Source organism: Streptomyces cavernicola (assembly GCF_029968035.1).
GTDB classification, from domain to species: Bacteria; Actinomycetota; Actinomycetes; order Streptomycetales; family Streptomycetaceae; genus Streptomyces; species Streptomyces cavernicola.
Genome location: NZ_JASCIQ010000014.1, coordinates 137,283 through 161,905 on the forward strand (window position 1 = coordinate 137,283; position 24,623 = coordinate 161,905).

24 protein-coding genes are annotated in these 24,623 nt (G+C 71.6%); 12 read left to right on the forward strand and 12 right to left on the reverse strand.

Going from position 1 to position 24,623, the window contains the following annotated elements; translation table 11 throughout:
• Positions 1-7: 7 nt before the first annotated feature.
• Positions 8-511, reverse strand: a complete 504-nt coding sequence (locus tag QIS96_RS15570) for a DinB family protein (protein WP_282543209.1) — start codon at positions 509-511, stop codon at positions 8-10.
• A 55-nt stretch (positions 512-566) separates the two neighbouring features.
• On the reverse strand, positions 567-1,439 hold the full coding sequence (locus tag QIS96_RS15575) for an isocitrate lyase/PEP mutase family protein (RefSeq protein ID WP_282543174.1): 873 nt from the start codon (positions 1,437-1,439) through the stop codon (positions 567-569).
• A 64-nt stretch (positions 1,440-1,503) separates the two neighbouring features.
• On the opposite strand from QIS96_RS15575, the gene QIS96_RS15580 reads away from it, so the two are divergent.
• The 4 genes from QIS96_RS15580 (at position 1,504) to QIS96_RS15595 (ending at position 4,734) form a co-directional block, all read left to right on the forward strand.
• Complete coding sequence (locus tag QIS96_RS15580) at positions 1,504-2,199, forward strand: ArsR/SmtB family transcription factor (protein WP_282543175.1); 696 nt, start codon at positions 1,504-1,506, stop codon at positions 2,197-2,199.
• A 75-nt stretch (positions 2,200-2,274) separates the two neighbouring features.
• A complete protein-coding gene (locus tag QIS96_RS15585) occupies positions 2,275-3,126 on the forward strand; it encodes an NAD(P)H-binding protein (protein ID WP_282543176.1) in 852 nt (283 codons plus the stop codon).
• Between the two features lie 51 nt (positions 3,127-3,177).
• Entirely contained in the window at positions 3,178-3,360 is a 183-nt protein-coding gene (locus tag QIS96_RS15590; protein WP_282543210.1) for a DUF6193 family natural product biosynthesis protein, read from the forward strand.
• Between the two features lie 516 nt (positions 3,361-3,876).
• Entirely contained in the window at positions 3,877-4,734 is an 858-nt protein-coding gene (locus QIS96_RS15595) for an NAD(P)H-binding protein (protein WP_282543177.1), read from the forward strand.
• A gap of 244 nt (positions 4,735-4,978) precedes the next feature.
• Here the strand turns inward: QIS96_RS15595 and QIS96_RS15600 are convergent, their stop codons facing one another.
• Positions 4,979-5,560 carry a TMEM165/GDT1 family protein gene (locus QIS96_RS15600; RefSeq protein WP_282543178.1) on the reverse strand — a complete coding sequence of 194 codons (582 nt, stop codon included), beginning with the start codon at positions 5,558-5,560 and terminating at the stop codon, positions 4,979-4,981.
• A 335-nt stretch (positions 5,561-5,895) separates the two neighbouring features.
• Positions 5,896-6,444 (reverse strand): GNAT family N-acetyltransferase, encoded by a 549-nt coding sequence (locus QIS96_RS15605; RefSeq protein ID WP_282543179.1) that lies wholly within the window; start codon positions 6,442-6,444, stop codon positions 5,896-5,898.
• Positions 6,445-6,536: 92 nt separating this feature from the next.
• Between QIS96_RS15605 and QIS96_RS15610 the strand changes: the two genes are divergently transcribed.
• Both QIS96_RS15610 and QIS96_RS15615 read left to right on the forward strand, forming a co-directional pair.
• Entirely contained in the window at positions 6,537-7,109 is a 573-nt protein-coding gene (locus tag QIS96_RS15610) for a GNAT family N-acetyltransferase (protein ID WP_282543180.1), read from the forward strand.
• 428 nt (positions 7,110-7,537) lie between these two features.
• Positions 7,538-7,675 carry a hypothetical protein gene (locus QIS96_RS15615; RefSeq protein WP_282543181.1) on the forward strand — a complete coding sequence of 46 codons (138 nt, stop codon included), beginning with the start codon at positions 7,538-7,540 and terminating at the stop codon, positions 7,673-7,675.
• 46 nt (positions 7,676-7,721) lie between these two features.
• On the opposite strand, the gene QIS96_RS15620 is transcribed toward QIS96_RS15615, so the two are convergent.
• Positions 7,722-9,083 (reverse strand): MFS transporter, encoded by a 1,362-nt coding sequence (locus tag QIS96_RS15620; protein ID WP_282543182.1) that lies wholly within the window; start codon positions 9,081-9,083, stop codon positions 7,722-7,724.
• Positions 9,084-9,240: 157 nt separating this feature from the next.
• Between QIS96_RS15620 and QIS96_RS15625 the strand changes: the two genes are divergently transcribed.
• The 3 genes from QIS96_RS15625 to pstS all read left to right on the forward strand — a co-directional run bounded on the left by QIS96_RS15625 (position 9,241) and on the right by pstS (position 11,597).
• Positions 9,241-9,600: an ArsR/SmtB family transcription factor gene (locus tag QIS96_RS15625; RefSeq protein WP_282543183.1), complete on the forward strand. Its 360-nt coding sequence runs from the start codon at positions 9,241-9,243 to the stop codon at positions 9,598-9,600.
• Between the two features lie 77 nt (positions 9,601-9,677).
• Positions 9,678-10,277: an O-methyltransferase gene (locus QIS96_RS15630; RefSeq protein ID WP_282543184.1), complete on the forward strand. Its 600-nt coding sequence runs from the start codon at positions 9,678-9,680 to the stop codon at positions 10,275-10,277.
• A 234-nt stretch (positions 10,278-10,511) separates the two neighbouring features.
• Complete coding sequence (gene pstS / locus QIS96_RS15635; RefSeq protein WP_282543185.1) at positions 10,512-11,597, forward strand: phosphate ABC transporter substrate-binding protein PstS; 1,086 nt, start codon at positions 10,512-10,514, stop codon at positions 11,595-11,597.
• A gap of 99 nt (positions 11,598-11,696) precedes the next feature.
• On the opposite strand, the gene QIS96_RS15640 is transcribed toward pstS, so the two are convergent.
• The 4 genes from QIS96_RS15640 to QIS96_RS15655 all read right to left on the reverse strand — a co-directional run bounded on the left by QIS96_RS15640 (position 11,697) and on the right by QIS96_RS15655 (position 16,679).
• Positions 11,697-13,340, reverse strand: a complete 1,644-nt coding sequence (locus tag QIS96_RS15640; protein WP_408907191.1) for a glycoside hydrolase family 13 protein — start codon at positions 13,338-13,340, stop codon at positions 11,697-11,699.
• Between the two features lie 110 nt (positions 13,341-13,450).
• Positions 13,451-14,299 carry a carbohydrate ABC transporter permease gene (locus QIS96_RS15645; protein WP_282543187.1) on the reverse strand — a complete coding sequence of 283 codons (849 nt, stop codon included), beginning with the start codon at positions 14,297-14,299 and terminating at the stop codon, positions 13,451-13,453.
• Entirely contained in the window at positions 14,296-15,330 is a 1,035-nt protein-coding gene (locus QIS96_RS15650; protein ID WP_282543188.1) for a carbohydrate ABC transporter permease, read from the reverse strand. The genes QIS96_RS15645 and QIS96_RS15650 overlap by 4 nt, the downstream gene beginning before the upstream one ends.
• On the reverse strand, positions 15,327-16,679 hold the full coding sequence (locus tag QIS96_RS15655) for an extracellular solute-binding protein (protein ID WP_282543189.1): 1,353 nt from the start codon (positions 16,677-16,679) through the stop codon (positions 15,327-15,329). The genes QIS96_RS15650 and QIS96_RS15655 overlap by 4 nt, the downstream gene beginning before the upstream one ends.
• A gap of 418 nt (positions 16,680-17,097) precedes the next feature.
• Here QIS96_RS15655 and QIS96_RS15660 point away from each other — a divergent pair, with 418 nt between their 5' ends.
• From QIS96_RS15660 to QIS96_RS15670, 3 genes are all read left to right on the forward strand, one after another.
• Entirely contained in the window at positions 17,098-18,174 is a 1,077-nt protein-coding gene (locus QIS96_RS15660; protein WP_349017384.1) for a LacI family DNA-binding transcriptional regulator, read from the forward strand.
• Between the two features lie 73 nt (positions 18,175-18,247).
• Positions 18,248-18,607: an ArsR/SmtB family transcription factor gene (locus tag QIS96_RS15665; protein WP_282543190.1), complete on the forward strand. Its 360-nt coding sequence runs from the start codon at positions 18,248-18,250 to the stop codon at positions 18,605-18,607.
• A gap of 60 nt (positions 18,608-18,667) precedes the next feature.
• Complete coding sequence (locus QIS96_RS15670; RefSeq protein WP_282543191.1) at positions 18,668-19,003, forward strand: YnfA family protein; 336 nt, start codon at positions 18,668-18,670, stop codon at positions 19,001-19,003.
• A 27-nt stretch (positions 19,004-19,030) separates the two neighbouring features.
• On the opposite strand, the gene QIS96_RS15675 is transcribed toward QIS96_RS15670, so the two are convergent.
• The 3 genes from QIS96_RS15675 to QIS96_RS15685 form a co-directional block, all read right to left on the reverse strand.
• Positions 19,031-21,661 carry a DUF6333 family protein gene (locus QIS96_RS15675; protein ID WP_282543192.1) on the reverse strand — a complete coding sequence of 877 codons (2,631 nt, stop codon included), beginning with the start codon at positions 21,659-21,661 and terminating at the stop codon, positions 19,031-19,033.
• A 212-nt stretch (positions 21,662-21,873) separates the two neighbouring features.
• Positions 21,874-23,283, reverse strand: a complete 1,410-nt coding sequence (locus QIS96_RS15680) for an MFS transporter (RefSeq protein WP_282543193.1) — start codon at positions 23,281-23,283, stop codon at positions 21,874-21,876.
• The gene (locus QIS96_RS15685; RefSeq protein ID WP_282543194.1) at positions 23,284-24,612 is read right to left on the reverse strand and encodes a purine-cytosine permease family protein; all 1,329 of its coding nucleotides are present in this window, start codon (positions 24,610-24,612) and stop codon (positions 23,284-23,286) included.
• Positions 24,613-24,623 lie beyond the last annotated feature (11 nt).

Sequence of the window (24,623 nt, forward strand, 5' to 3'; positions counted from 1 at the left end):
GATCCGGTCAGGAGCCGGTGGAGCCGTCCGTCAGCTCGCGCAGGACGTCCAGGTGGCCGTTGTGCCGTGAGGTCTCCTCGATGAGGTGCATCAGGATCCAGCCGAGGGTCACCCTGGTCCCGTCCCGCACCGGCCGCTCGGCGAGGTCCCGCAGGTCGTGGGCGGCGATCAGTTCACGGAAGCGGGCGCCCTGCTCCTCGTACTCCGTGACGAGCTGCGCGAGCGGGAGTCCGGCGCCGATGCGCATCTCCCGGTCCGGGTCCTCGTCGGTCCACGGGCCCCGGTCCTCCTCGCCGAGGAACACCACCTCCAGCCAGTAGTGCTCCACCCAGCGCAGATGGCTGAGCAGCCCGCCGGGAGTCATCAGCGGCGATCCGGGCAACGGAGCGTTCCCGACGCCTGCCGCGGACAGCCCGTCGCACTTGGCGACGGCGGTGGCCCGCGCGTAGTCGAGGAACGTGGTCAGCATGGCGCGCTCGTCCCACGTGGACGGCATATCGGTACGTGGCATATCGGTACGTGGCATGCCGGGATGATCGCAGGTACGCGGCGGAGGCGAACCTCAATTACGGGCAGGCCACGCCCAGTTGCTGCACCTCCCCGTAGGAGATGACGCCGGCGTCGACCGGCCGGCCGGCCCGTACCTCCCTGGCCGTGTGCAGGGCGGCCGTCAGAGCGCTGCGGTAGAGGAGTGAGCCGAGGCTGACGCGGCGCACTCCGAGCGCGGCGAGTTCGGGGAGGGTGGGGCCTGCCGGGCTGGCGAGGATGTTCAGCGGGGTGCGGAGGGCGGCCGTCAGGGCGGCGATCGTGTCGGGGTCGCTGAGGCCGGGCACGAACACGCCGTCCGCGCCTGCCTGTTCGTAGCGGCCGAGGCGTTCGGCCGTGGCGCCCCCGCCTTGGATGTGAGGCCCGTTGCGGCTGCCGCGAGGACCGTTCCGGCTGTCGCGGCTCAGCCAGTGGGTGTCGGTGCGGGCGTTCACGAACAGGTCCGGTACGGCCCCCTTGACGGCCGTGATCTTCGCCGCGTGCAGCTCGACCGGGGCGAGCGTGCCGTCCGGGCGGCCGTCCTCCAGGTTGATCCCCGCCGCGCCCGCATCCGCCAACTGCCGTGCGTACGCGGCCACTTGGTGCGGATCGTCGCTGAACCCGCCCTCCGCGTCGACGCTGAAGAGGAAGCCGTCGCGGCCGAGCCTGCGGGCGAGCACAAGCGTCGCGTCCGCGCTGGCGGCCGCGCCGTCCGGCACGCCTAGCCCCGCCGCGACGCCCAGGCTGGTCGTGCCGACGGCCTCGAACCCGGCCGCCGCGAGCGCCGCCGCCGAGGCGTGGTCCCAGGCGTTCGGGAGCAGCAGCGGCTCGCCGCGGTGGTGCAGCCGGGCGAACGCCGCCCGCGCCCCCTCGACCGCACCCGTCTCGTCCCTTGCACCCCTCGTGTACGTCATGCCCCGACCGTAGGCCCGGGACAGTTCGGCGCGGGCCGAACCGTGGCTGCGGCACCATGGCCGTATGTCGCCCCTCGCCGATACCGCCCGGCTCCTCGCCGACCCCACCCGGGCCGCCTTCTGCCAGGCCCTGCTCGACGGCCGCGCCTGGACCGCGGGCGAGCTCGCCCGGCACGCCGGGGTGCGGCCGTCCACCGCGAGCGAGCAGCTCTCGCGGCTCGTCGAAGGCGGCCTGCTCGCCGAGGAGCGCCAGGGCCGGCACCGGTACGTGCGGCTCGCGGGCCCGGAGGCGGCCGCGCTGATCGAGGCCCTCGCCGCGTACGCCCCGGACCGCCCGAGCCCGCGCAGCCTGCGCCAGTCCGTGCGCCTCAGCGCCGAGGCCAGGGCGCGCACCTGCTACGACCACCTGGCCGGGCGCCTCGGCGTGGCCCTGGCGGACGCGCTGATCGGCCGGAACCTGGTCGCCGACGACGCCGGCCTCGCCGTCACCCCGGAGGGCCGCGCCTGGCTGACCGGCACCCTGCGCTACGACCACCCGGCGGGCAGCCGGCGCCCCCTCGTCCGCAGCTGCCTCGACTGGACGGAACGCCGCCCCCACCTCGCCGGTGCGCTGGGCGCCGCGTTGTGCGCCACGGCGCTGGAGCGTTCCTGGGTACGACGTGTGGGCTCCGGTCGGGCGGTACGGGTGACCGGTGCGGGGCGCGAGGCGTTCGAGAAGCTGCTCGGCGTGGTGGTCGACGACGGCGACGCCTTGACCTGAAGTGCGCTTGAGTTTCTAGCGTGTCGTCAAGTTGATCACTGGACAGGTCGATCACCGGACGACAGGAGAACGCGCATGATCCTCGTGACCGGAGCCACCGGGAACACAGGCCGGGCCCTGCTCGGCGAGTTGCACGCCCGCGGCGCGGGTCCCTTGAGAGCCCTCACGCGGGATGCCGCACGCAGCGCGTCCCTCGCGGCGTTCCCTGCCGGGGTCGAGGCCGTCGAGGGCGACTTCGAGGAGCCGGAGTCGTTGAAGCGCGCACTGGACGGGGTGCGTTCGCTGTTCCTCGTGTCGCGGCTCGGGCCGGACGCGGAGGTCGTCGCGGCCGCGCGGCAGGCCGGTGTGGAGCATGTGGTGCTGGTCTCGTCCATCACGGCCCAGACCCATCCGCACCTCGGACCCGCGCAGGAAAACCTCGCGGTCGAGCGGCTGCTGAAGGACAGCGGCATGGCGTGGACGATCCTGCGGCCGACGCAGTTCGCGTCCAACGCGCTGATGTGGGCGGCGTCGATCCGCGACGGCACGCCGATCCGTGCGCCGTACGCGGACACGGGCCTGCCGACGATCCACCCCGCGGACATCGCGTCGGTGGCCCGCGTCGCCCTCACCGAGCCGAGCCACTGCGGCCGGACGTACGCCCTGACCGGCCCGCAACCCATCAGCGCCCGCGGGCAGGTGGAGGCGATCGGCACGGCCCTCGGACGCCGGACGCCCCTGCCCTTCGTCGAGATCAGCCGGCAGGAGGCGTACGAGCAGATGGCCGCGGTCTTCGGCGAGGAGGCGGCGGACGCGGTGCTCGACGTCACGGGCGGCGACGTCAACGACGAACTCCTCGCAGTCCGCGACACGGTCCCCCACATCACCGGCACCCCGGCCCGCCCGTTCCACCAGTGGGCCAGGGAGAACGTCGCATCCTTCCACTGAGGGACCGTCAACGGACAGACCGGAGCTGCTGGTTGACCTCACCGGCACTACATCGGCACGCTCCAAGACGGCCGCTACTACGTCGAAGGGCCGAGCCGCAGCAGCCCGCGCATCGCCGAGACGGGAAGCGCGTCGGCCGCTGTGGCGCTGGTCGTCGAGCGCCTGCCGTCGCCTTGTGGAGCGGCCTTCGTCGGTACGCCGGAGGAGTTGGCGGCGTTCGAGCAGAGGGCTTGACCTGCCCTTCCCGCCGGGCCAGGCGCTGCTCCCCGCCCTGGTTCAACGCATTCAACGGATCACCCGCGTACCGGACGCTCCGTACGCGATCTTCCGGGGCACCATCCGAGTGACCGACTCGACGACCAGCTGAGCAACCGGCTGAGCAAATAGCTGAGCAAATAGCTGAGCAACCAGGCGACATACCCGCACCGCAGCCGGCCCGGCGTCCCCTTCCCCTCCCCGAGCGGCGCCGGGCCCCATCCCCTCGTACGTCAACTCCCTACCCCCGCATGCCCGTTGTGTGCGCCGCGCGCGTCAGACCACCGTGAGGAGACCGACCCTGAACGCTCCCACCCGGCGCGCGCTCCTGCGCGCGGCGCTCGCCGCGGCAGCCGCCCGGACCGTGGTCGCCGTACCGCGTGCAGCCGAGCGGCACTGCCCTCAACCCGCCTGCCTGGCCGACGCGTTGACCGCGCCGCCGTGCCGCGACTGCCGGTGCGGAATACCTTCCCCTCCCTCCGGGCTGTCCCCGTCATGACCATAAAGAGCGACATTCTCGTGACCGGCGCGACCGGCAACCTGGGCCGCGAAGTCGTGGCCCGCCTCACGGCGTACGACGTGTCCGTACGGGCACTCGTACGCGAACCCGGGACCGCCGCCCGACTGCCCGGCGTCACCCTCGCCGCAGGTGACCTGTCCGCGCCGGGCGGCGGCCTGGAGGGCTCGGTGCAGGGGTGCGACACCGTGTTCCTCGTCTGGCCGTTCCTCACCGCCGAGCACGCACCCGCCGTGCTCGACGTCCTGGCCCGGCACGTGCGCCGCGTCGTGTACGTCTCCTCGTCGGGCGTCGACTCACGCGCCGCACGGCAGAGCGACCCCATCAACCAACTCCACGCCGACATGGAGCAGTCGATCGAGGCCTCCGGCCTGGAGTGGACCTTCCTGCGGGCCGACACGCTCGCCTCCAACGCGCGCGGCTGGGCCGAACAGATCCGGTCCACGCGGGCCGTGCGCGGGCCGGACACGCCCGCGACCGCGGTGGTGCACGAGCGGGACGTCGCCGAGGCGGCGGCGCTCGCACTGACCGACGACCGCCACAAGGGCGCCCGGCACGTCCTGACCGGCCCACAGGTGCTGAGCCGAGCCGACCTGGTGCACGCGATCGGCGAGGCGATCGGCAGCCCGACGCGGTTCGAGCCGGTGCCGGTCGAGCTCGCACGCGAGCGGATGCTGGCCGACGGACGCCCGCCCGCCCTCGTCGAGGCCCTGCTCGCCGCCGCCACGGACCGCCCGGCCTCGGACCTCGTCACGTCGACCGTCCAGGACCTCACCGGCACGCCCGCCCGGACCTTCCGCTCCTGGGCCGAGGAGCACGCGGACCTCTTCCACTGACGAACGACGGGCGACCGGCGACCGGCGACCGGCGACCGGCGACCGGCGACCGGCGACCGGCGACGGATACCCGCGCGCGGGAACCGGTCACGTTTCTCCCGCTCTACGTGCCCCTGCAGCGAAGGCGCAACGACGGAACCCCCGGACCAGGGTGGTCCGGGGGTCCCGGGGGGGGCGTACGGGGGGGGCGGGAGTCGTCGCGCGCCGGTCAGGCGGGGCGCGTGACCTCGACCCGGCCCTGGCCTCAGCCCGTGAACGCCTCCACGAGGGTCCAGATCGCGAGGCCCGCCATGCAGGCCGCGCCGATGCGCTGCACGGTCTTCAGCGGGACGCGCTGCGCGATGAACTTGCCGACCAGGAGCGCCAGGGCGGAGACCGACATCAGGGCGATGGCGGAGCCGATGGCGGTGGGCAGCCAGCCGTTGGTGGCGGCGAGGTTGGCGGTGGTGATCTGCGTCAGGTCGCCCCACTCGCTGATGAAGACCGCCATGAAGGCCGTGGTGTAGACGGGCCAGAACCCGGTGACGGCGCGGCTCGCGCCGTCCTCGTCCTCGTCGTCCCCGCCGCGCAGCAGCACGAACGCACCGAAGGCGAACAGGGCGGCCGAGACGAGCTTGACGACCATCGTCGGCAGCAGTCCGAGGAGGCTGCCGGCGCCCACGGCGATGGCGACGTGCACGACGAACGCGGTGGATGTGCCGAACCACACGTACAAGGGGCGCATCCGGGTGCCCATGGCGAGCGACGCGAACATGGTCTTGTCGGGCAGTTCGGCGAGGAAGATCAGCCCGAAGGCGGTGAGGATCGCCAGGGGGTCGAGTGTCATTCCGGTACGGGTGCTTTCTGCTGGGGCCGGGCCGGCGGGCTCGTACGGCACCCAGTAGGGCGGCGGGGAGAACCCTTTCGACCCGGCACGACGAATCCGCCCGCACGGTGGTGCGGGCAGGGTCCTGCCTGGTCGAAGGTCTCGTCCGCCCCCGCACTGCGTGCGGCGGCCCGGTGGCCGGGACGTCCTGGGACGGCCAGTGTGTCGACCAACGGTTCTCGGGACTACTCCCCTTCGCGAACATCCATGCTACACAGCCCTGCCGCCGTCCCCTCACCCGGCCGAGGTCTGCGCAGGTCAGGGACGGTATTCGCGACTCCCGCCCCTCCCGGCCACTACCCGGTGCGGCGCCACTCCTGGCGATGGAGCCGGTGGACGACGCTGCGGCGGCAGGGGCCCTCCGGGACGGTCGGGTCGTCGAAGTCCTCGGCCGGGTCGTGGGTCATGCCGAGGCGCCGCATCACCGCCTGCGAGCGGACGTTGCTGACGGTGGTGATGGCGAGGATCTCCGGCAGGGCGAGCGTTTCGAAGCCGTACGCCATGACGGCGCGGCCGGCCTCGGTCGCGTACCCGTGCCCCCAGGCGGAGCGGGCGAGCCGCCAGCCGGCCTCGACCCCGGTGAACGGCAGGCCATCCTCGACCGGGTCGAGCCCGGCGAACCCGATGAACTCCCCGGTGTCCACGGCCTCGACCGCCCACCAGCCCCAGCCGCGCTCGTCGAGGTCGGCCTGGAAGGCGGCCGCGGAAGCCGCGCTGCGCTCGGGCGTCAGCACCTCGGGGAAGTGCTCGCGGACCACCGGGTCGGCGTTGAGGGCGGCCCAGGGCGCGAGGTCGGACTCGCGCCAACTGCGCAGCAGGAGACGGTCGGTACGGATCTCTGGCATCGGGCCAAGGTAGTCGGGGCCGGCACGGGACGCGACGGGATATCGAAGCGGGCGGAGCGGCGTGGGGGCGCGGGCCGTGGCATCGTGACGGCATGACCGTCGAAGTCCGCCCGGCCGCCGCCTTCGAGGACGTCCGTGCCCTGGTCGGCCCCAAGTCGCCGCAGGCCAACGTGTGTTGGTGCCTCAGCTACCGCATCCCGTCGAAGCTGAACAACGAGCTGCGCGGCCCGGCCCGCGGCGCGTACGTGGCCGAGCTGTGCCGCGCCGAGCCCGCGCCGGGGGTGCTCGCGTACGACGGGGACGTGCCGGTCGGCTGGGCGGCGGTCGCGCCGCGCTCGGCGACGGCCTTCGCGCACAGCCGGAAGATCCCGCACGTCGACGATCTGCCGGTGTGGTCCCTGTGGTGCATCCGCGTCCGGCCCGGCCACCGCAAGCAGGGCATCTCGCACGCCCTGATCGCGGGCGCCGTCGACTTCGCCCGAGCTCACGGCGCCCCGGCGATCGAGGCGTACCCCCTCGACAACGGGAACGCCAAGGTCGACCTGACGATGGCGTACCCGGGCCTGCGCAAGAACTTCGAACGAGCCGGCTTCACCCACGCCGCCGACACGACGTCCGTCCTGGCCGGACATCCTCGGGTGATCATGCGGCTCGATCTGCGCTGAGCATCGTCGGCTGCGAGCCGGCGACCGGGTCACGCTGTCGCTACCGGATCCCCTCCCCGCCCCTTCCCAAAAGCCTGCGGCGCTGGTGTTCGGCTGCCCCACCGTCGTGGCTGGTCGCGCCCCGCGGCGGAGCCGCTGATGTCACAGCCCCGCGCCCCTTAAAAACCCGCCCCACCCCGGCAAATCCAGCCCCTCCGGCGTTTGAGGAGCGGGGGTCCGGGGGCTGGCCCCCGTGCCGACGGCAGGCTTTCGGGAAGGGGCGGGAAGGGGCGGGAAGGGGATCAAAACAAACGCGAAGCCCCCGTCCGTACCGTGTCCGGATGTGGGGGCACCCATGCCCGAACTGCGGAAGCCGACTGCGGTGTGCCGGGTATGACTGCGCCGCGCCGCGGAGGCGGGACGTCCGGGCGTGGTCGGTGGTGGGGGCGGTGCTCGACGAGGGGCTGCGGTACGACGGGCTCAGCGGGTGCGGCTGCGGCAAGGAGCCCGAGTACCGGCCGCGGGCGCGGGCCGAGGTGCGGGCCCGACGGGTCGTCGCGGAGCGGTACGGGCTGCCGTGGGCCTAGGTGCTCGCCCGGCCCGATCCGCTCACGCCGATCGACGACTGAGCCCTCACCCCCGAGCCGCCCCGTACGGGTGCGGCCAGCGGCGGTGGAGTTCGTCGATGACGTACGTGTGGGTGTGGGTGCGGCGGAAGCCGGTGGGCGTCGCGTGGGCCGATGCCAGGTGGGGGTGGTGGGGCGGCAGGTCCGGGTGGTGGTGCGGGAGGCGGGCGGCGTCGCGCGCGGGCCAGAGGAGCGTGGCGGTGAGCGCGCCCACGAGGGAGAGCGCGCCGAGCGTCCACGCGGCGGCCGGTTGCCCCGCGGTCGCCGCGAGCCAGCCGGCCAGCGGGTAGGTGACCAGCCAGCAGGCGTGACTCAGCGAGAACTGCGCCGCGAACGCCGCCGGCAGGTCGCCGGGTGCGGCCGAGCGGCGCAGCAGCCGTCCCGTCGGAGTGAGCAGCGCCGAGCAGGCCGCGCCGAACGTGAACCAGGCGGCGAGCAGCGCGGGCCAGGACGGGCCCGCGAGCGTGGCGATCCCGTACGCGGCGAACACGGCGGGCAGGGCGAACGCGGCGGGCAGCATCACCGCACGGTCGCCGACCCGGTCGAGTACGCAAGGCAGCAGCAGGGCGACGAGCATCGACCCGGCCCCGTACGCGGCGAGCGCGACCGAGACCGCGCCGGCGGAGCGGCCGAGGTCGTGGCGGACCAGGACCACCGTGTTGACGATGACCATCGCACCGGCGGCGGCCACCGCGAGATCGAGTGCGAGGAGCGCCCGCAGCCGGGGCGTGGCCGTGAAGAGGCGAACCCCGAGCGTGGCTCTGGCGACGGCCCCGCGCGTCCCGCGTTCCTGCGGGGCGGGCTTCGGCAGGACGCAGGAGACGACGAGGGCAGCGGAGGCGAGGAAGCCCGAAGTGGTGCCCGCGAACAGCCAGTTGTACGAGACCAGGGAGAGCAGCCCCGCCGCCAGGGCCGGGCTGAACAGGCTCTCCAGGTCGTAGGCGAGCCGGGACATCGACAGGGCGCGGGTGTAGTCCCGCTCGTCCGGAAGGACGGTCGGCAGCGAGGCCTGGAAGGCGGGCGTGAACGCGGCGGAGGCGGCCTGCAGCAGCAGGATCAGGGCGTAGACCTGCCAGACCTGGGTGACGAACGGCAGGGCCAGGGCGACCGTGGCGCGGGTCAGGTCCATGGTGACGAGGAGGGTGCGCCGGGATATGCGGTGCGCGACGACCTCGACGAGGGGCGCGACCGTCACGTACGCCACCATCTTGATCGCGAGGGCGGTGCCGAGGACCGCCGAGGCCTCCTCGCCCGCGATGTCGTAGGCGAGCAGGCCGAGCGCCACCGTGGCGAGACCCGTGCCGACCAGTGCGACCACCTGGGCGGTGAACAGGCGGCGGTAGGTGCGGTGCCGCAGCACGTCCAGCACGGGGACTCCTCTCGCGCCGGGAGCGAGCGGCGCCGGCGAACTCGGATATCGAGTGTCGAATGTCGGATCTCGAACGAGCGGGACCCCTCCACCATAACGACATGTGCGCAACTGCGCACGTATGCATCCGAGGATGCGGGCGGTCTACGATGAGGCCATGCCAGGACGCGAACAGACCCCAGTTGCGAGCAGTGCGCATGAACGCGCGCCGGGGCCCCAGCAGTTGCGGACCGCCTCGTCCGTGTTCGCGCTTCTCGCCGACCCGACCCGGCTGCATCTGCTGTGGCTCCTGGCGCAGGGCGAGCGGGACGTCACCGAGCTGACCGCCGCGAGCGGCGCCGCGCGCACCGCCGTCAGCCAGCACCTCGCCAAACTCCGGCTCGCGGGTCTCGTGCACGCCCGCAAGGAGGGCAGGCGCGCGGTCTACGCCCTCACCGACGGGCATCTGCGCCGCCTGGTCGTCGAGGCCCTGAGCCATGCCGACCACCAGGTCACCGGGGAACCCTGGCACTCCTGACCTCCTGGCCCACGACCCACGGACCACAACCCGCAGCTTCCGGCGTACCTCAACTCCCCCGCGTACGTTGGCTGTTCATGGACACCCACCTGGACATGGACCTCGTGCGCGCACTGCACCGCTCCGGGGTCGAGCACGACGCGGCGCAGAGCGACCGGCTGCGGCGGCGGCGCAACCTCGAACCGGAGTCGGCCGCACTGCTCGCCGTACTGCTTCGGGCCATGAGCGCGCGACGCATGGTCGAGATCGGCACGTCGAACGGCTACTCCGCGATCTGGTTCGCCGACGCCCTGCGCGCCACCGGCGGCCAACCCCTGCTCAGCGTCGACCTCGACGGGGCGGCGCAGCGCGAGGCCGCCGCCAACCTCGCGGCGGCCCGGCTCGACGGGTACGTGGAACTGCGCGAGGCCGACGGGGGCACGGTGCTGCGGGAGTTGCCCGACGGCGGCCTGGACGCGCTGTTCCTCGACTCCGAGCGCACCGAGTACGCCGCCTGGTGGCCGCACCCCCGGCGGGTGCTGCGGCCGGGCGGGCTCCTGATCGTCGACAACGTCCTGTCCCACGCGGACGAGGCAGCGGAGTTCCTCGGGCTCGTGGAGGCCGACCCGGAGTTCACCTCGACGACCGCCGCGGTCGGCAAGGGCCTGCATCTGGCCGTACGGGCGACAACCCGCTGACCAGGGGGTTCGCGCGCCCGATGGCCACCTCGCGGGGCGCAGCACCCGCCCACGGCACCCGTCATTGAGGTGTACGTAACCTTGCGTTTCCCTGGATGCCGCTCCCCCGCTCCCCTCGTCCGCGATCATCCGTGATCGATCACAGGACCGATGAGGACAAGAGGACAGAGGACACAGGTGCAGCGCCGTCGCAGGGTACGCAGCAGCCCCAGGGCCGTTTCGAGCACGAGTGCCGTGGTGGTGGGGGGCCTGCTCCTCGCGGGCTGCGGCCTCGTCGGGTCGTCCGACGACAAGGCGAAACCGCCGCCCGCCGCGTCGCCCGCCTCCGTCGTCGAGCTGGACTGCGCCGAGCGGGGTCAGGTCGCGGGCGCGGGGTCGAGCGCGCAGCAGAACGCCATGGCGTACTGGATGAAGGAGTACCAACGGGCCTGCCCCGGCGTGCAGATCGCCTACAACCCGCTGGGCTCCGGGGCGGGCGTCGCGCAGTTCCTGCGGGGGGCGACGGCCTTCGGCGGCTCGGACAGCGCCCTGACGGACGACGAGGTGCGGCTCTCCGAGAAGACCTGCACGGGCGGGCGCGCCGTCAATCTGCCGATGGCGGGCGGGCCCGTCGCGATCGGCTTCAACCTGCCCGGCGTTCCCGAGCTGGTCCTCGACGCGCCGACCCTCGCCAAGCTCTTCGACGGGCGCATCGACAGCTGGGACGACGCCCGCATCAAGGCGCTCAACCCGGGCGTCGACCTGCCGGCCACGCCCGTCCACCCGGTGCACCGCTCGGACGACTCGGGCACGACGGAGAACTTCCAGTCGTATCTGTCGGAGACCGCCGGGGACTCCTGGCCGTACCCGGCGGAGAAGAACTGGCAGGGACGCGGCGGCAGTTCGGCGTCCGGATCGAACGGCGTGGCCTCGTCGGTGGCGTCGACGACCGGCGCCATCGGCTATCTCGACCTGTCGGTGGCCGTCGAGCGGCACGTCGACACGGTCAGCGTCGACACCGGCGCAGAGCGGCCCGTCGAGCCGACTCCGCAGAGCGCGTCGAAGGGCATCGCCGAGGCGCGGACCGTCGGCCGCGGCAAGGACCTGTCCCTGGAGTTCGACTACGGGACGTCCGCCGAGGGCGCGTACCCGATCGTCCTCGTCACGTACGAGATCGTCTGCGACCGGGGCAGCGAGCCCGCCACCCTGCCGGGCCTCAAGTCCTTCCTCGCGTACACGGCGAGCGAGGAGGGCCAGCGGGCACTGCCGCGACTGCACTACGCGCCACTGCCGAAGGAGCTGGCGTCCGAGGTGCGGCAGGTCATCCGGACGCTCAAGTAGGCAGACCTCGCCCCTCCGCCCGCGCCCCTCGGCCAAGTGGGCGGTTCGGTCCCGGAGTTGTGCCGGTCGCACGCTCCGGGACCGTACGGCCAGGTGCCGTCAGACGCCCGGCGCCCGCAGCCAGACCGTGGCGTCGGGGGGCAGCTCGCCGTCGGCGGGGCTCTCGCCCGAGCTGAGCAGCAGTTCGCCCTCCGGCAGCGGCACCGGCGCGGACGACAGGTTGGTGACGCACTGCCAGCCCGAGGAGCGGCCGAAGTGCAGCACGTCGTCCGGGGACGAGAACCAGGTCAGGGACTCGTCGCCCTGCACCTTGCGGCGCAGCTTCAGCGCCTCCCGGTACAGCTCAAGGGTCGAACCCGCCACCCCGTCCTGCGCCTCCACCGACAGCTCGGCGAAGACCGGCGGCTGCGGCAGCCACGAGCCGCCGGGTCCGAAGCCGTACGAGCCGGCCGCGTCCGAGGTCCACGGCAGCGGCACCCGGCAGCCGTCCCGGCCCTTGCGCCCGTGCCCGGTCTGCTCCCACACCGGGTCCTGCAGGTCGGCCCGCGCGAGGTCCGCGACCTCCGGCAGGCCCAACTCCTCGCCCTGGTAGAGGTACGAGGAGCCCGGCAGCGCCAGCATCAGGAGCGTCGCGGCCCGTGCCCGGCGCAGGCCGAGCGCCGCGTCGACCGCCGGTTCCGTGCCGTCGGAGAGCAGCCACGCCTGCAGATCGGCGCCCTCGGGCAGGGCGAGGCGGGAGGTGTGGCGTACGACGTCGTGGTTGGAGAGCACCCAGGTCGCGGAGGCGCCCGCCGCTCGGGCGGTCTCCAGGGAGGCGCCGATGACCTCGCGCAGCCTGGGCGCGGACCAACCGGTCTCCAGATACTCGAAGTTGAAGGCCTGGCCGAGTTCGTCCGGCTTCGCGTACAGGACCCGGCGGGAGTTCTTCACCCAGGCCTCGGCGACGGCGATGCGGGGCGGGTCGTACGCGTCGAGGACGGTGCGCCAGTCGCGGAAGATCTCGTGGACGGCGTCGCGGTCGTAGAACGGGTGGGTGCCGTCGGGCAGATCGTCGTGCAGGCCGCGGTACTGCGCGGGCCCGAGGTCGCGGAGCGGTTCCGCGAGGTCCTTGGCGAGGCCGTGGGCGACGTCGACGCGGAAGCCGTCGACGCCCCGGTCCGACCAGAACCGCAGGGTGGTGCGGAAGTCGGCGCGCACCTCCTCGTTGTCCCAGTTGAAGTCGGGCTGCTCGGGCGTGAACAGGTGGAGGTACCACTGCCCGTCCGGGACGCGCCGCCAGGCGTTGCCGCCGAAGTTGGCCTCCCAGTCGGTGGGCGGGAGTTCACCGTGCTCGCCGCGGCCGTCCCGGAACACGTACCGGTCGCGGGCGGCCGAGCCGGGCGGCGACTTCAGCGCCTCCTGGAACCAGACGTGCTGGTCGGAGGAGTGGTTGGGGACGATGTCGACGATCACCTTGATGCCGAGACCGTGGGCCTCGGCGACCATCGCGTCGAAGTCGTCGAGGGTGCCGAGGCGCGGGTCGACGTCCCGGAAGTCGGCGACGTCGTAGCCGCCGTCCTTCAGCTCGGACGGATAGAAGGGGCTCAGCCACACCGCGTCCACGCCGAGCGCGGCGAGGTGGTCCAGGCGTCGGGTGAGTCCGGGGAGGTCACCGATGCCGTCCCCGTCGGCGTCGGCGTAACTGCGCGGATAGACCTGGTAGATGACGGCCTGACGCCACCAGTCGGGGTCCTGCGGGGACATGTCGAGGGGCGTGCGCTCGGTCACTCGTACTCCTTCAAGAGGGTTGTCTCGTACTTCAAGAGGGTTGTCTCGTACGGGAATCGGTGTGCTCGCGAGGGACAGCCGGGCTGTCAGCCCTTCACCGCGCCGTCCGTCAGTCCGGAGAGGACCGAGCGGCGGAAGATCAGGACGAGCAGGGCGATCGGCACGGTGGCGGCCATCGCTCCGGCGAAGATCGTGCCGAAGGGGATCTCGTACAGGCCGCTGAAGAGCGCGATGCCGACCGGCACGGTGCGGTGCGAGTCCTCCGCGTTGAAGGTGAGCGCCATCAGGAACTCCGTCCACGTCGCGGTGAACGTGAACACCCCGGCCGTGAACAGGGCGGGCCTGGCCTGCGGCAGGATCACCGAGAGCAGGGTGCGCGCGGGCGAGGCCCCGTCGACGGTCGCGGACTCCTCCAGCTCGTACGGGATGTCGAGCAGCGAGTTCCGCAGGATCCAGATGGCGAACGGCAGATGGAACGCGACGTACGGGATGATCAGGCCCCAGTAGCCGTTCAGCAGGCCGAGTTGGCGTTCCACCAGGTAGAGCGGGGTGACCACGGCGATCGTCGGGAACACCGAGATGACGAGGAGCGCCACCATGATGGGGCCGCGTCCGCGCAGTGGCAGCCGGCCGAGCGCGTACCCGGCGAACAGGGCCAGGCAGAGCACGATCGCCGTCGAACTGACGCTGACGATCGTGCTGTTGAGCAGATAGCGGCCGAATCCGGCGGAGCCGAGTGCGTTGCCGTAGTTGGCGAGGGTGGGGTCGTCGGGGAAGAACGTGGGCGGTACGGCACCGGCCTCGACGGGGCTCTTGAAGGAGGTGAGGGCCATCCAGATCAGCGGCAGCGAGGTGGCCGCGGCAAGGACGAGCGCACCGATGTTGACCACGTTCAGATAGCGCCGCACCCCGGTGCGGCGACGGTAGCGGCTCATGCCGCACCTCCTTCTCCGGCTTCTGCGGCCGAGTCGACCTGCGAGCGGAAGACCCGCAGGAACAGCAGGCAGCCGAGGACGACGAGGAGCCCGGTACTCGTGGCGATGGCCGCGCCGAGGCCGATGTTGAGGTCCTGGAACAGCGCGCGGTAGCCGAGGATCGCCAGGGACTGCGTGGCCGTTCCCGGACCGCCCTGGGTGAGGACGAAGGGCAGGTCGAAGATGCCGAAGGCCTGCAGCACCCGGAACAGCACGGCGACGGCCACGACGGGGCGCAGCGCGGGCAGCACGATCCGCCGGAACGTCGTCCAGGCGTTCGCGCCGTCCATCTCGGCCGCCTCGTACTGCTCGCGCGGGATGCGGACGAGCCCGGCGAGCACGATGACCGCGACGAATGGGGTCGTCTTCCAGATGTCCGCGGCGGCCATGCCCGTGATGGCGGGGACGGGCGTGCCGAGTATCACCGGAGGCTCGGCGAGCACGAGCCCGAACAGCCAGGTCACAGCCCCGTACGTGGCGTCGTACAGATAGTCCCAGAGCTGCGCCGAGACCACGGTGATCAGCGACCAGGGGATGAGCAGCAGCGCAAGCAGCCAGCCGCGCCCGGCTTCGAGCCGCTCCAGGAGTACGGCGACGGCGGTGCCGAGGGCGAGCTCCACGGCGACGGTCACCAGGGTGTAGCCGACGGTGAACAGGAGCGCCTCGCGCCAGGCCGAACTCCCCAGCATCGTCGTGTAGTTGGCGGTGGTCCAGTCGGTGACCTGGGTGCCCGCGTGGGTGAGGCGGACTTTGGTGAAGCTCATCACCACGGAGTAGACGACCGGGAAGATCGTCACGGCGGCGACCACCAGCAGGGCCGGGGTGGTGTAGAGCCAGCCGGTGCGGGCTTGGCGGTCGCGGATGCTCTTGCCGCCGGGGCGGGGTTCCGGTGCGCGCCGTGGGCCCTTTCCTGAACGCTTGGCCGACCGGGCCGTGGGGTGCACGCCGCCCTTGCGGTGCGCGTCCGTGACGAAGTCCGGCGTTGCCCTCACAGCGCCTCCCCCTTCAGCGCGGCCTGCAGATCACGGCGGGCCGAGGCGAGCGCCGTCCGCACCGAACTCCCGCCGCTGATCACCTGGTTGGCCCGGGTGTAGACGGCCTTGCTGACCGCCGGATAGTGCGGCGAGTGCACCGGCCTGGCCACCAGGCGCACCCGGTGCGCCTCGGAGAACGCCGGATTGTCGGAGCCGCGCACGAAGCGGCTCCCCAACGCCTCGTCCAGCGGCGGCAGTACGGCAGCCTCACGGGCGAGCACCATCTGGCCCTCTTCGTCGGAGAGGAACCGGGCGAACGCGACGGCCGCGCCCAGGTTGCGCGAGTGCGGATTGACGAAGTTGCACCAGCCGCCGAGACAGCCCCAGCCGCCCTCCTCGCCCTCGAACCCCGGTCGTACGACGCAGCCGATCTTCCCCGCCACTGCGGAGGAGTCGGGGTTGTTGGCGACGCCCCACGCGTAACTCCAGTTGCGCAGAAAGATCGAGCGGCCGCTGGTGAACGCGTCGAGGCTGTCCTGCTCGATGAAGGTCGTGACCGATCCGGGCGTGATGCCGCGCGCTACGAGGTCGCGCAGATACGTCAGCGCACGCTCCCCGGCCGGCCCGTCGAACGTGACGCCCGCACCGTCCTCGGTGAGGATGCTGCCGCCCGCGTCGGCGACCAACTCGGTGACGTTGCAGGTCAGTCCCTCGTAGACCGAGCCCTGCCAGACGAAGCCGTAGTCGGCGTCGCCCGCGCGCTGCACCTCGGCTGCGCTGTCGGCCAGCTCTTCCCAGTGCCGCGGCACCGGAAGGCCGTGCTTGCGCAGCAGGTCCTTGCGGTAGAAGAGGTAGGGCTGGTCCTGGTAGAGCGGGAAGGCGTAGACCTCGTCCTCGTAGCTGAGCGCGTCCACGTGCGGTCCGGGATAGCGCCCCCAGTAGTCCTCGCCCACCAGCGAACGCAGCGGCAGCGCCATCTCGTTGTACGCGAACTGCGCCGGCCACACCGAGTCCCCCATGAACACGTCGGGCGAGGGACTGCCGCTGGCGATCTGCGTCGCGAGGGCTGCACGGGCCGTGTCGGTCTGCGCGGGCGCGCCGATCATGCGGACCGTGATGTGCGGGTATTTCTTGTTGAACTCCCTGATCAGAAGCGGTCGGAGGTCTCCGCCGTCCTTGCGGGCCACGCGTGCGGCCCACCATCGGACGGTGGTCGGACGCTTCGGCACGACTGCCGCCGCGGCGAGGTCGGGTCCGGTTCGGGCGGCGGTTCCTGCGGGTCCTGCGGGTCCACAGCCGGCGAGGGCGGCTGCGGCCGCACCCGCCGCACCCGCCCCTCCGGCTGCCAGAAGGGTTCTGCGGCTCATCGTCATACGGGAGGGACTCCAGACGGCTCCGGTCCAGGGGATCTGCGGGCTGCGGCCTCGTTTCGGCGCTCGGCGCTCGGCGCTCGGCATGACTGCGTGCTGCGTGCTGCGTGCTGCGTGCTGCGTGCTGCGTGCTGCGTGCTGCGTGCTGCGTGCTGCGTGCTGCGTGCTGCGTGCTGCGTGCTGCGTGCTGCGTGCTGCGTGCTGCGTGACAACGCTTGCAAGGTAGGAAGGTGACGGGTCGGTGTCAATGGATCGCGCACGGGGGAATCTTGAGGTGGGCTTCGCCTGTGTGCTTGGTGCAGGCGGGTGTTCACGTCGCTTGCGCGGCCGAGGAGGGTGACTGGCTACCGTGACAGCGCTGTCACGGTACGGGTTCAGAACCGGCAACCCTGTGTTACGTTGCCGCCATGCCGCCATGCCGCCAGCTCAGCGTCACCCCACGATGGCCGACGTGGCCGAGCGCGCCGGGGTCTCCGTCTCCACCGTCTCGCGCACCCTGCGCGGTCTCGCCACGGTCTCCCCCGAGGCGAAGCGCCGCGTCGAGGACGCCGCCCGCGAGCTGTCGTTCGTCATCTCGCGGCAGGCGTCCAGCCTCGTCACCGGCAAGACCGGCTCGGTGGCCGTCCTCGCCCCGACCCTCAACTCCTGGTTCACCGGCTCCGTCCTGGCCGGGCTCGGCCCCGTCCTGCGCACGGCCGGCCTCGACCTGCTCGTCTACAGCGCCTCCGACCTGGCCGAACGCGCCGAGTTCTTCGAGCAGTTGCCCGCCCGGCGCAACGCCGACGCGCTCCTCGTGGTGTCCTTCGACCTGACCGCCGAGGAGAGCGCCCGCCTGGACGGCCTCGGCGTACCCGTCGTCTACGTCAGCCAGCGCTCCTCTGGCCGGCCCAGCGTGTACGTCGACGATGTCGCGGGTGCGCGCGCGGGCGTACGGCACCTGGTCAACCTGGGCCACCGCCGCATCGCGTTCCTACGGTCAAGGCGCGGTGCCGCGGGCTTCACGTTCAGCTCGCGACGCCGCATCGACGGCTACCGCGAGGCCCTCCGGGAGGCGGGCGTCGAACCGTCCGACGAGCTGGTCGTCGATGTCTCAGCGCCCGGCCGCCGCGGCACCGAAGAGGCGATCGGCACGCTCCTCGGCCTGCGCGAGCCGCCGACCGCGGTGTTCGCGGAGGTCGACCAGATAGCCATCGAGGCCATCGGCGTCCTCAGATCCGCCCACATCCCCGTACCTGACCGCATCTCCGTCCTCGGCTTCGACGACCACGACATGGCGCAGTGGATGGAGCTGACGACCGTCGCCCAGCCCGCCGTCGAACTCGGCCGTGTCGCAGGCGAGTTGGCCCGCGCCCTCATCGACGACCCCAACGCGGACCCGACCGCCCACCGCGAACTCCCCACCAGCCTCATCCCCCGCGGAAGCACGGGGCCGGTCGGGTCGGTCGGCGCGGGCGAGTCGGTCGGTTCGGTCGAGCCCGGCTCTGAGGGGTAGGCGGGGTAGGGCGACAGGCCGGGCGGGCGGCGCTCACCGGGGGCGCTGATTCGACGTATGCCAAAATAGATGTATGTCGAATGCTGAGGCGGTCCCCCTGGAAGGCGTGGCTTCCGCTCCCTGCTGCCCTCCCCTCACCGAGCGCCCCTTCTCGGCGGAGGAGGCCGAGCGAGCGGCACCCATGTTCAAGGCCCTCGGCGATCCGGTACGGCTGCGGCTGTTCTCCCTCGTGGCCTCACACGCGGGCGGCGAGGCCTGCGTGTGCGACATCTCGGACGTCGGCGTCTCACAGCCGACCGTCTCCCACCACCTGAAGAAGCTGAAGGAGGCCGGACTGCTGACCTCCGAACGCCGGGGCACGTGGGTCTACTACCGGGTCGAACCGGCTGTGCTCGCCTCGATGGGGCATCTTCTGACCCCGGCCGCTCCCTGAGCCCCTCGGCGGCTGCGCCCCCTGTTCCGCTCTGCTCCCCTCGCTAAGGATCGTTCCGTCGTGCTCGTCGCCCGTTCTGTGGCTCTGTTCGTCGTCGCCGCCCTGTTCGAGATCGGTGGTGCCTGGCTGGTGTGGCAGGGGATCCGTGAGCACAAGGGCTGGGTCTGGATCGGCGCGGGTGTGATCGCCCTCGGCCTGTACGGCGTGGTGGCCACGCTCCAGTCCGACGACAACTTCGGTCGGATCCTTGCCGCGTACGGCGGGATCTTCGTCGCCGGGTCCATCGCCTGGGGCATGGTCGCCGACGGTTACCGGCCGGACCGCTTCGACGTCATCGGAGCTCTGATCTGCCTGGCCGGGATGGCCGTCATCATGTACGCGCCGCGCGGCCACTGAACCACCGGCCCTGTCACGGCACAGGTCTCACTCGCAGAACCACACTTCGTCCAGGTTGAATTCGGCCGACTCCGTACGGCGGACGTGGAACACCGACACCTTCTCGCCGAAGCTCGAGGCCTGGTACCCGTCTCCGCCGAGGGCCAGGGATCCGAGTGCCGACCAGTCCCGTTGGCTGGGCTCCTCGTCGAGGTCGAAGCCCGCCTCTTCCGCTCTCGCCGGATCCACGCCGAGCTTGCGCAACACCGCTGCGGCGTCGCCGACGATCTCCCAGTCGTCGTCGCAGTCCCAGCCTCCGGCGATCACTTCCTCGCCGTCGGGAAGGATCACGGCGTCCTGGAGATAGCTGTTGCCGTAGTCCATCTCCACCGAGCCGACGATGCGGGCCTCGGGGTGCTGCGTTCGTTGCCGGTCTATCTCACTGGTCAGGGCTTCCGTCAGCAGGTCACTGCCGAGCGCCGGCTCGATGATGTGCACGACGTTGCCCCAGCAGCCGACCGCGACCCGGTCCAGGTCTGCCCGGGTCTCCGGGTCCGGGAAGTCCTGCAGGGAGACGGACGGCAGCTCTTCGACGACCGCCTCCACGGTGCCCAGCGCCGCCACGAACTGCCTTGCCCGCTCCGGGTCGTGCGGCGTCCGGGACACGTCCACCGAGCGTTGCCCGTCCTCTTCCGCGCCCTCGCCCGTACCCGCGCCAGCGCCCACGTCCGCGTCCGCGTCCGGCTCGGGAAACGGTGGGAACTGCAGCGTCAGCGTGGCCCTGCTGCCCATTTTGGGGACCACCTCCTCGGCACCCCGGGCTTCGCTGCCGTACTTCGCCGCCGTCACGCATGGCTCTGTTTCGCGCGCCGTGCCGTGCGCCGTTTCATGCGCTGTGTCTCGCGTTGTGTCTCGCGTTGTGTCACTCATTGCGTCCCCCGTGCTTCCCGCTGCTGCGACCCCTGCTGGGAGGCTAACTCCGGCCACTGACAACGCACTTCCGGTGCTATCGCGACCACTGGCGCGGGTCCTGTAGTTGTCCAGGACTGCACTGAGGCGCTCCTCCGGATTGTTGCGGGCGAGCAAGTCGCACAGGTGGCCCACCGGTTCGCAGACGTATCCCTCATCGTCGTCGCCCTCGTCGTCGCCCGCGTCCTCGTCCAGGTCCTCGTCCCGCTCTTCGAACTCGTCGTCCTCCGAGTCGAAGTCCCTCTCGTCCCAGTTCCGTTCCGTGACCGTGGGCTCGTCGTGGTCGTCGCATTCGTCCGGTTCGGGGCGCAGTTTCCAGTGGGCGTCGCGGTGGATGACCTGGACCTCGCCGAGGTACCAGCCCGCGCCCCGGACGAAGGGCTCGTGCTGTGCGGCCACGAAGTCCTCGCTTGTGGAGAAGCGTTCTCGGATCAGGACGCCGAGGCGGTCCAGGCTCTCCGGTGAGAAGTCCCAGGCCTCGACTCCCCCGCCGGCCTCCTCCGCCCAGGCGGGGAAGGCTTCGCGGCGTTCGGCGAGGTAAGCGCGCAGCCGCAGGTTGTGGTGCCAGCCCGGTTCCTTGAGTTCCGGGTCTGCCTCCAACTCCCGCAGTTCGTCGGCAAGTTCCTGGCGCTGCTCGTCGGTGAGGGGCGGCGGCAGGTGTTCCGGGGCCACCAGCGGCCAGAGGATCTCGGGCCAGGGCTCGCCCGACGTCCTCCACCTCGGTCGGCCGCCGGGCCGGTGCTCCTCGCCGGGATCGGGGAACTTGTCGACCACATCGCGCACGCTCTCGCCGCGCAGGACAGCCCGGATCATCTCGGCGGGGTGCTCGGACCATCCCTCGTAGCGCAGCGGCTGGGTGACGTATATGGAACCCGTCCAGTACGAGTCCTCCGCGTACCAAGTCCCGGGCGGGGCCTCGGGGTTGACGTAGCGCATCTGCCAGCTGGCCTCCTTGCGGCGGACCACGTACTCCCCCAGGTACCAGGCGACTACGACCCAGAAGGGGCGGTGCGCGACTCTGTCGTAGGCCTCGACCGTGCCGAGGCGGTCCCGCAGCAGCTCCTCCAGGGCGTCCAGGGAGTCGGGGGTGAAGTTCCAGCGCTTGCGGCCGCCGCCGGCCTTTTTCGCCCACCAGTCGTGGTAGTCGCGGAAGCGGTCAGGGGGCCAGTACTTCCAGGTGTGGCGGAAGGCTTCCAGTTCGTCGAACTGGACCCAGGGCGTGGGGACTCGGTCGGGTTTCCAGCCCGGCTCGGCCTTCTTGCGTTCGATCACCGCCTTGCGCAGGCGCAGGGCGACCGTCGCGAAAATACTCTCCGTCTTCTCGTAGGCCGCCTGTCCGACCAGGAGGATCGGCACGATGGGCTCAAGGCCGAGCACCGGGTCCGGCTGGATCGCGGGCAGGCCCACGGAGCCCGCGTCGGCGTCCCACACCCAGCGTCCGCCGCCCTCGTCGAGCAGGACCTCGCCGACGTAGCCCGCGAGGCACTCCATGAACAAACCCTGCGCGTGCGTGCCGTCGTCGAGTCCCTGCTCGACCAGTTCCTCTTCGAGTTCTCTGAGCGAGTCGATCGAATAGTCGTGCTTCCAGTCCCCGCCGGTGAACTCGTCCACGAGCAGGTTCATCCGCTCATGGAGGGTCTCGATCCAGATGTACAACGTGTGGGCGGGCGAGCCCTCTTGAGCGTGCAGGCCCGCGAGATAGGCGTCCATGCATCCGAACGTAGGGCATCGCACTGACAATCCCCCGACGGGCCGAACCGGACCGCCGATCGATCGCTCCGTCCGGCTCGCGGCCCGTTCCGGATCTCCGAAAGTTTTCTTCGAGGGCGGGAACTCTCGTACGGATCAGGTGCGTTCACACGTCACCAGCAGGACATCGAGCAGCAGATATCGAAGCCGCCGCGTGCGGACCGTCGGGTCGTTCAGGCCTGTGAGTCCCCGCGCCCGCTGTAGCGCAGGAGCTGCGGCAGGCGGAGTGCCAGGACGCTGAGGAACACCACGAGCAGCACTGCGCTGACGAACGTGGTGGTGCCCACGCCGAACTGCTGGGCTGCCGCGCCGAGTACCAGGGACGCCAACGGCATGACGCCGATGGCGAGTTCCTGGATGCCGAGGGCGCGGCCCTGCACGGAGGGTTCCGTGACCATCAGCAGCAGCGTGGACTGCAGCACACCGAACGTGGCGCTCGTCAGACCGATGCACGCCATCAGGACGAAGGAAAGGGCAGTGTGGTGGGAGAGCGAGAACAGTGCCCACAGGGCAGCCCAGGTGGCCGTGCCGATGACGAACAGGCCGCCCTTGGCGCGGAAGTCACCGAGGCCCGCGATGATCAGGGATCCGGCGAGGCCGCCCGCGCCGCTGCAGGTCAGCAGCCAGCCGAGGCCGGCGGCATCGAGGTGCAGCACCTCGTCGGCGAACACCGGCATGAAGCCCTGGTAGACGGGCCACAGCAGAATGTTGGCGGCCAGCGTCACGAACAGGACGCCGGCGGCGAGCCGGTTGGTGAGGACGGTGCGCAAGCCCTCGGTGAGCATGCGGCCCACCGACTCGGGTCGCTCGCGCGGGCTGGAGTGCGGGGTGCGCCGGGCCTGGTGGCGCAGCGGCCAGAGGGCGATCAGCGAGATGCCGTACCAGGCGGTGGAGATCCACAGGGCGATCGGCGCACCGACGGCGCTGATCATGGCGCCGCCGATGGCCGGTCCGAGTACCTGCGTCATGTTCATCGCCATCGCGTTGAGCGCGTTGGCGTTGCTGAGGCTCTCGCGGCCCACGAGGTCCAGTACGAGGGCGAAGCGGGCCGGTTGGGACGGGGACTGGGCGAGGCCGATGGCGAGGCCGCCGAGGACCAGCGCCCAGTAGGGCACATGGAAGAAGGACTCCATGGTCGCCACCGTGGCCACGGCCACCAGCGCCCAGGAACAGGCGAAGGTGAGCAGCCGGACCCGGTCGAGGCGGTCCGAGAGGACCCCGGCGAACGGGCCGAGCAGCATCGGCGCCAGGCGCGCGGCCGTGAACACGGCGAGCAGCATCTCCGAGTGCGTGGACTCGAAGACGAGCCAGCCGAGGATCAGCGTCTGCGTCCAAGTGCCGCAGAAGAAGAACAGGTTGGAGACCCACAGGCGGCGGAACGGCGGGCTGTTCCGCAGGGACGAGAGGGCCCCGGTGGCCGCAGGCGCGCCCACCGTTCCCGGCCCGTCCGTCCTGCCGGCCTTGCCCGCCTTGCCTGCCTTGCCCGAGGTGCCTCTTCGGCCGGGCGTGCCGTGCTGACCCGGCTCGTCCGCCGGGCCCGGCTCTCCTTGGAGTCCCGTCTTCCGCTGATCCTCGGCGGCCATCTACAGCGCTGCCGTCGGCTTGGAGACGGTGCGCTCCAGGATCACGTACGCGATCACGGCGACGACGAGTCCGCTGACCGCGTCCGAGAACTGCGGGGCGTACCAGTGGACGAGCCCGCCGACCAGGGCGCCGGCGCCCCAGGCCACGAAGGCGGTGGGGCGGACAGCGCCCGTGGGCCGGCCTTCGACGTTGCGGCGGAGGATCACCTGGTCGGCGATGAGGACACCGCCGAGCGGCGGGACGAACACGCTGAGGATGACCAGCCAGTCGAGGAAGTGGTTCCACACACCGGCGAGGGCGGCGGCCGTGCCGATGACGCCCAGGATGAGCGTCATGATCCGCATCTTCGTGCGGGTCAGGTGCGACCAGCTGAGCGCCCCGTTGTAGAGGCAGTGGCTGCACACGGAGCCGAGGTTGACGAAGACGAAGACCGCGGCGAGGGCGTCGAGGAAGGCTCCGTGGTCGCCCGTGAGGATGGGCAGGAAGTTACCGCCGACGGTCTCGGCGGAGGCGATGGCTCCGGCGGCGACGACGACGCCGCCGGTGATCTGCGCGACGAGGCTGGCCAGGGGGAACGCGGTGGCGGTGGCGATGACGGCCTGCTTGCCGTTCTTCGACCAGCGGGTGAAGTCGGCGGTCATCGTGCCGGAGTCGGCGAACGTCGCCATGATGAGCGAGACGGCCGCGCCGAAGGTCATGGCGCCGCCGGCCGAGCCGACGCCCTGGTAGTCGAGGATCGAACCGAGGTCGTGGTCCCGGGCCACCAGGACGATGGCTATGACGCCGACGATGATGAACAGCGGGGCGGCGACCGCGCCGAGCCAGGACAGGGCGCGGATGCCCAGGTAGGTGATGGCGACGAACGCGGCGCCCGCGACGACGGCGACGAGTTGTTCGTGCCAGCCGAAGGCCTGGTGCAGCGTGGCGCCGGTCGCGCCGGTGTTGAAGGCGAACCAGCCCACCACAATGGTGGCGAGGAAGCCGGAGGCCACGATGTAGCCGACGCGGCCGAAGGTCTTGGTGGCCTGGAGGGAGAAGCTCTCGCCGGTGCTGCCCGCGCGGTGGCTGAGCAGCCCGACGTAGACGAACATCACCAGGTTGGCGACAAGGATGGCGGCCAGCCCACGCCAGAAGCCCAGGACGGCGACGACGACCCCGCCGGGCACGGCGTTGGTGAGGATCATCGGGAATCCGAACCAGACGGCCGACACGGTCAGCAGGGACTTGCGGCGTTCCGGGGGAACAGGGCTGTGCTCGTACTCCGAGTCGAGCTCGGGCTCAGCACTCGCGTGTGCGGCATCGTCCGCGAGGGGTTCACGACTGTCCATGGAAAGGGTCT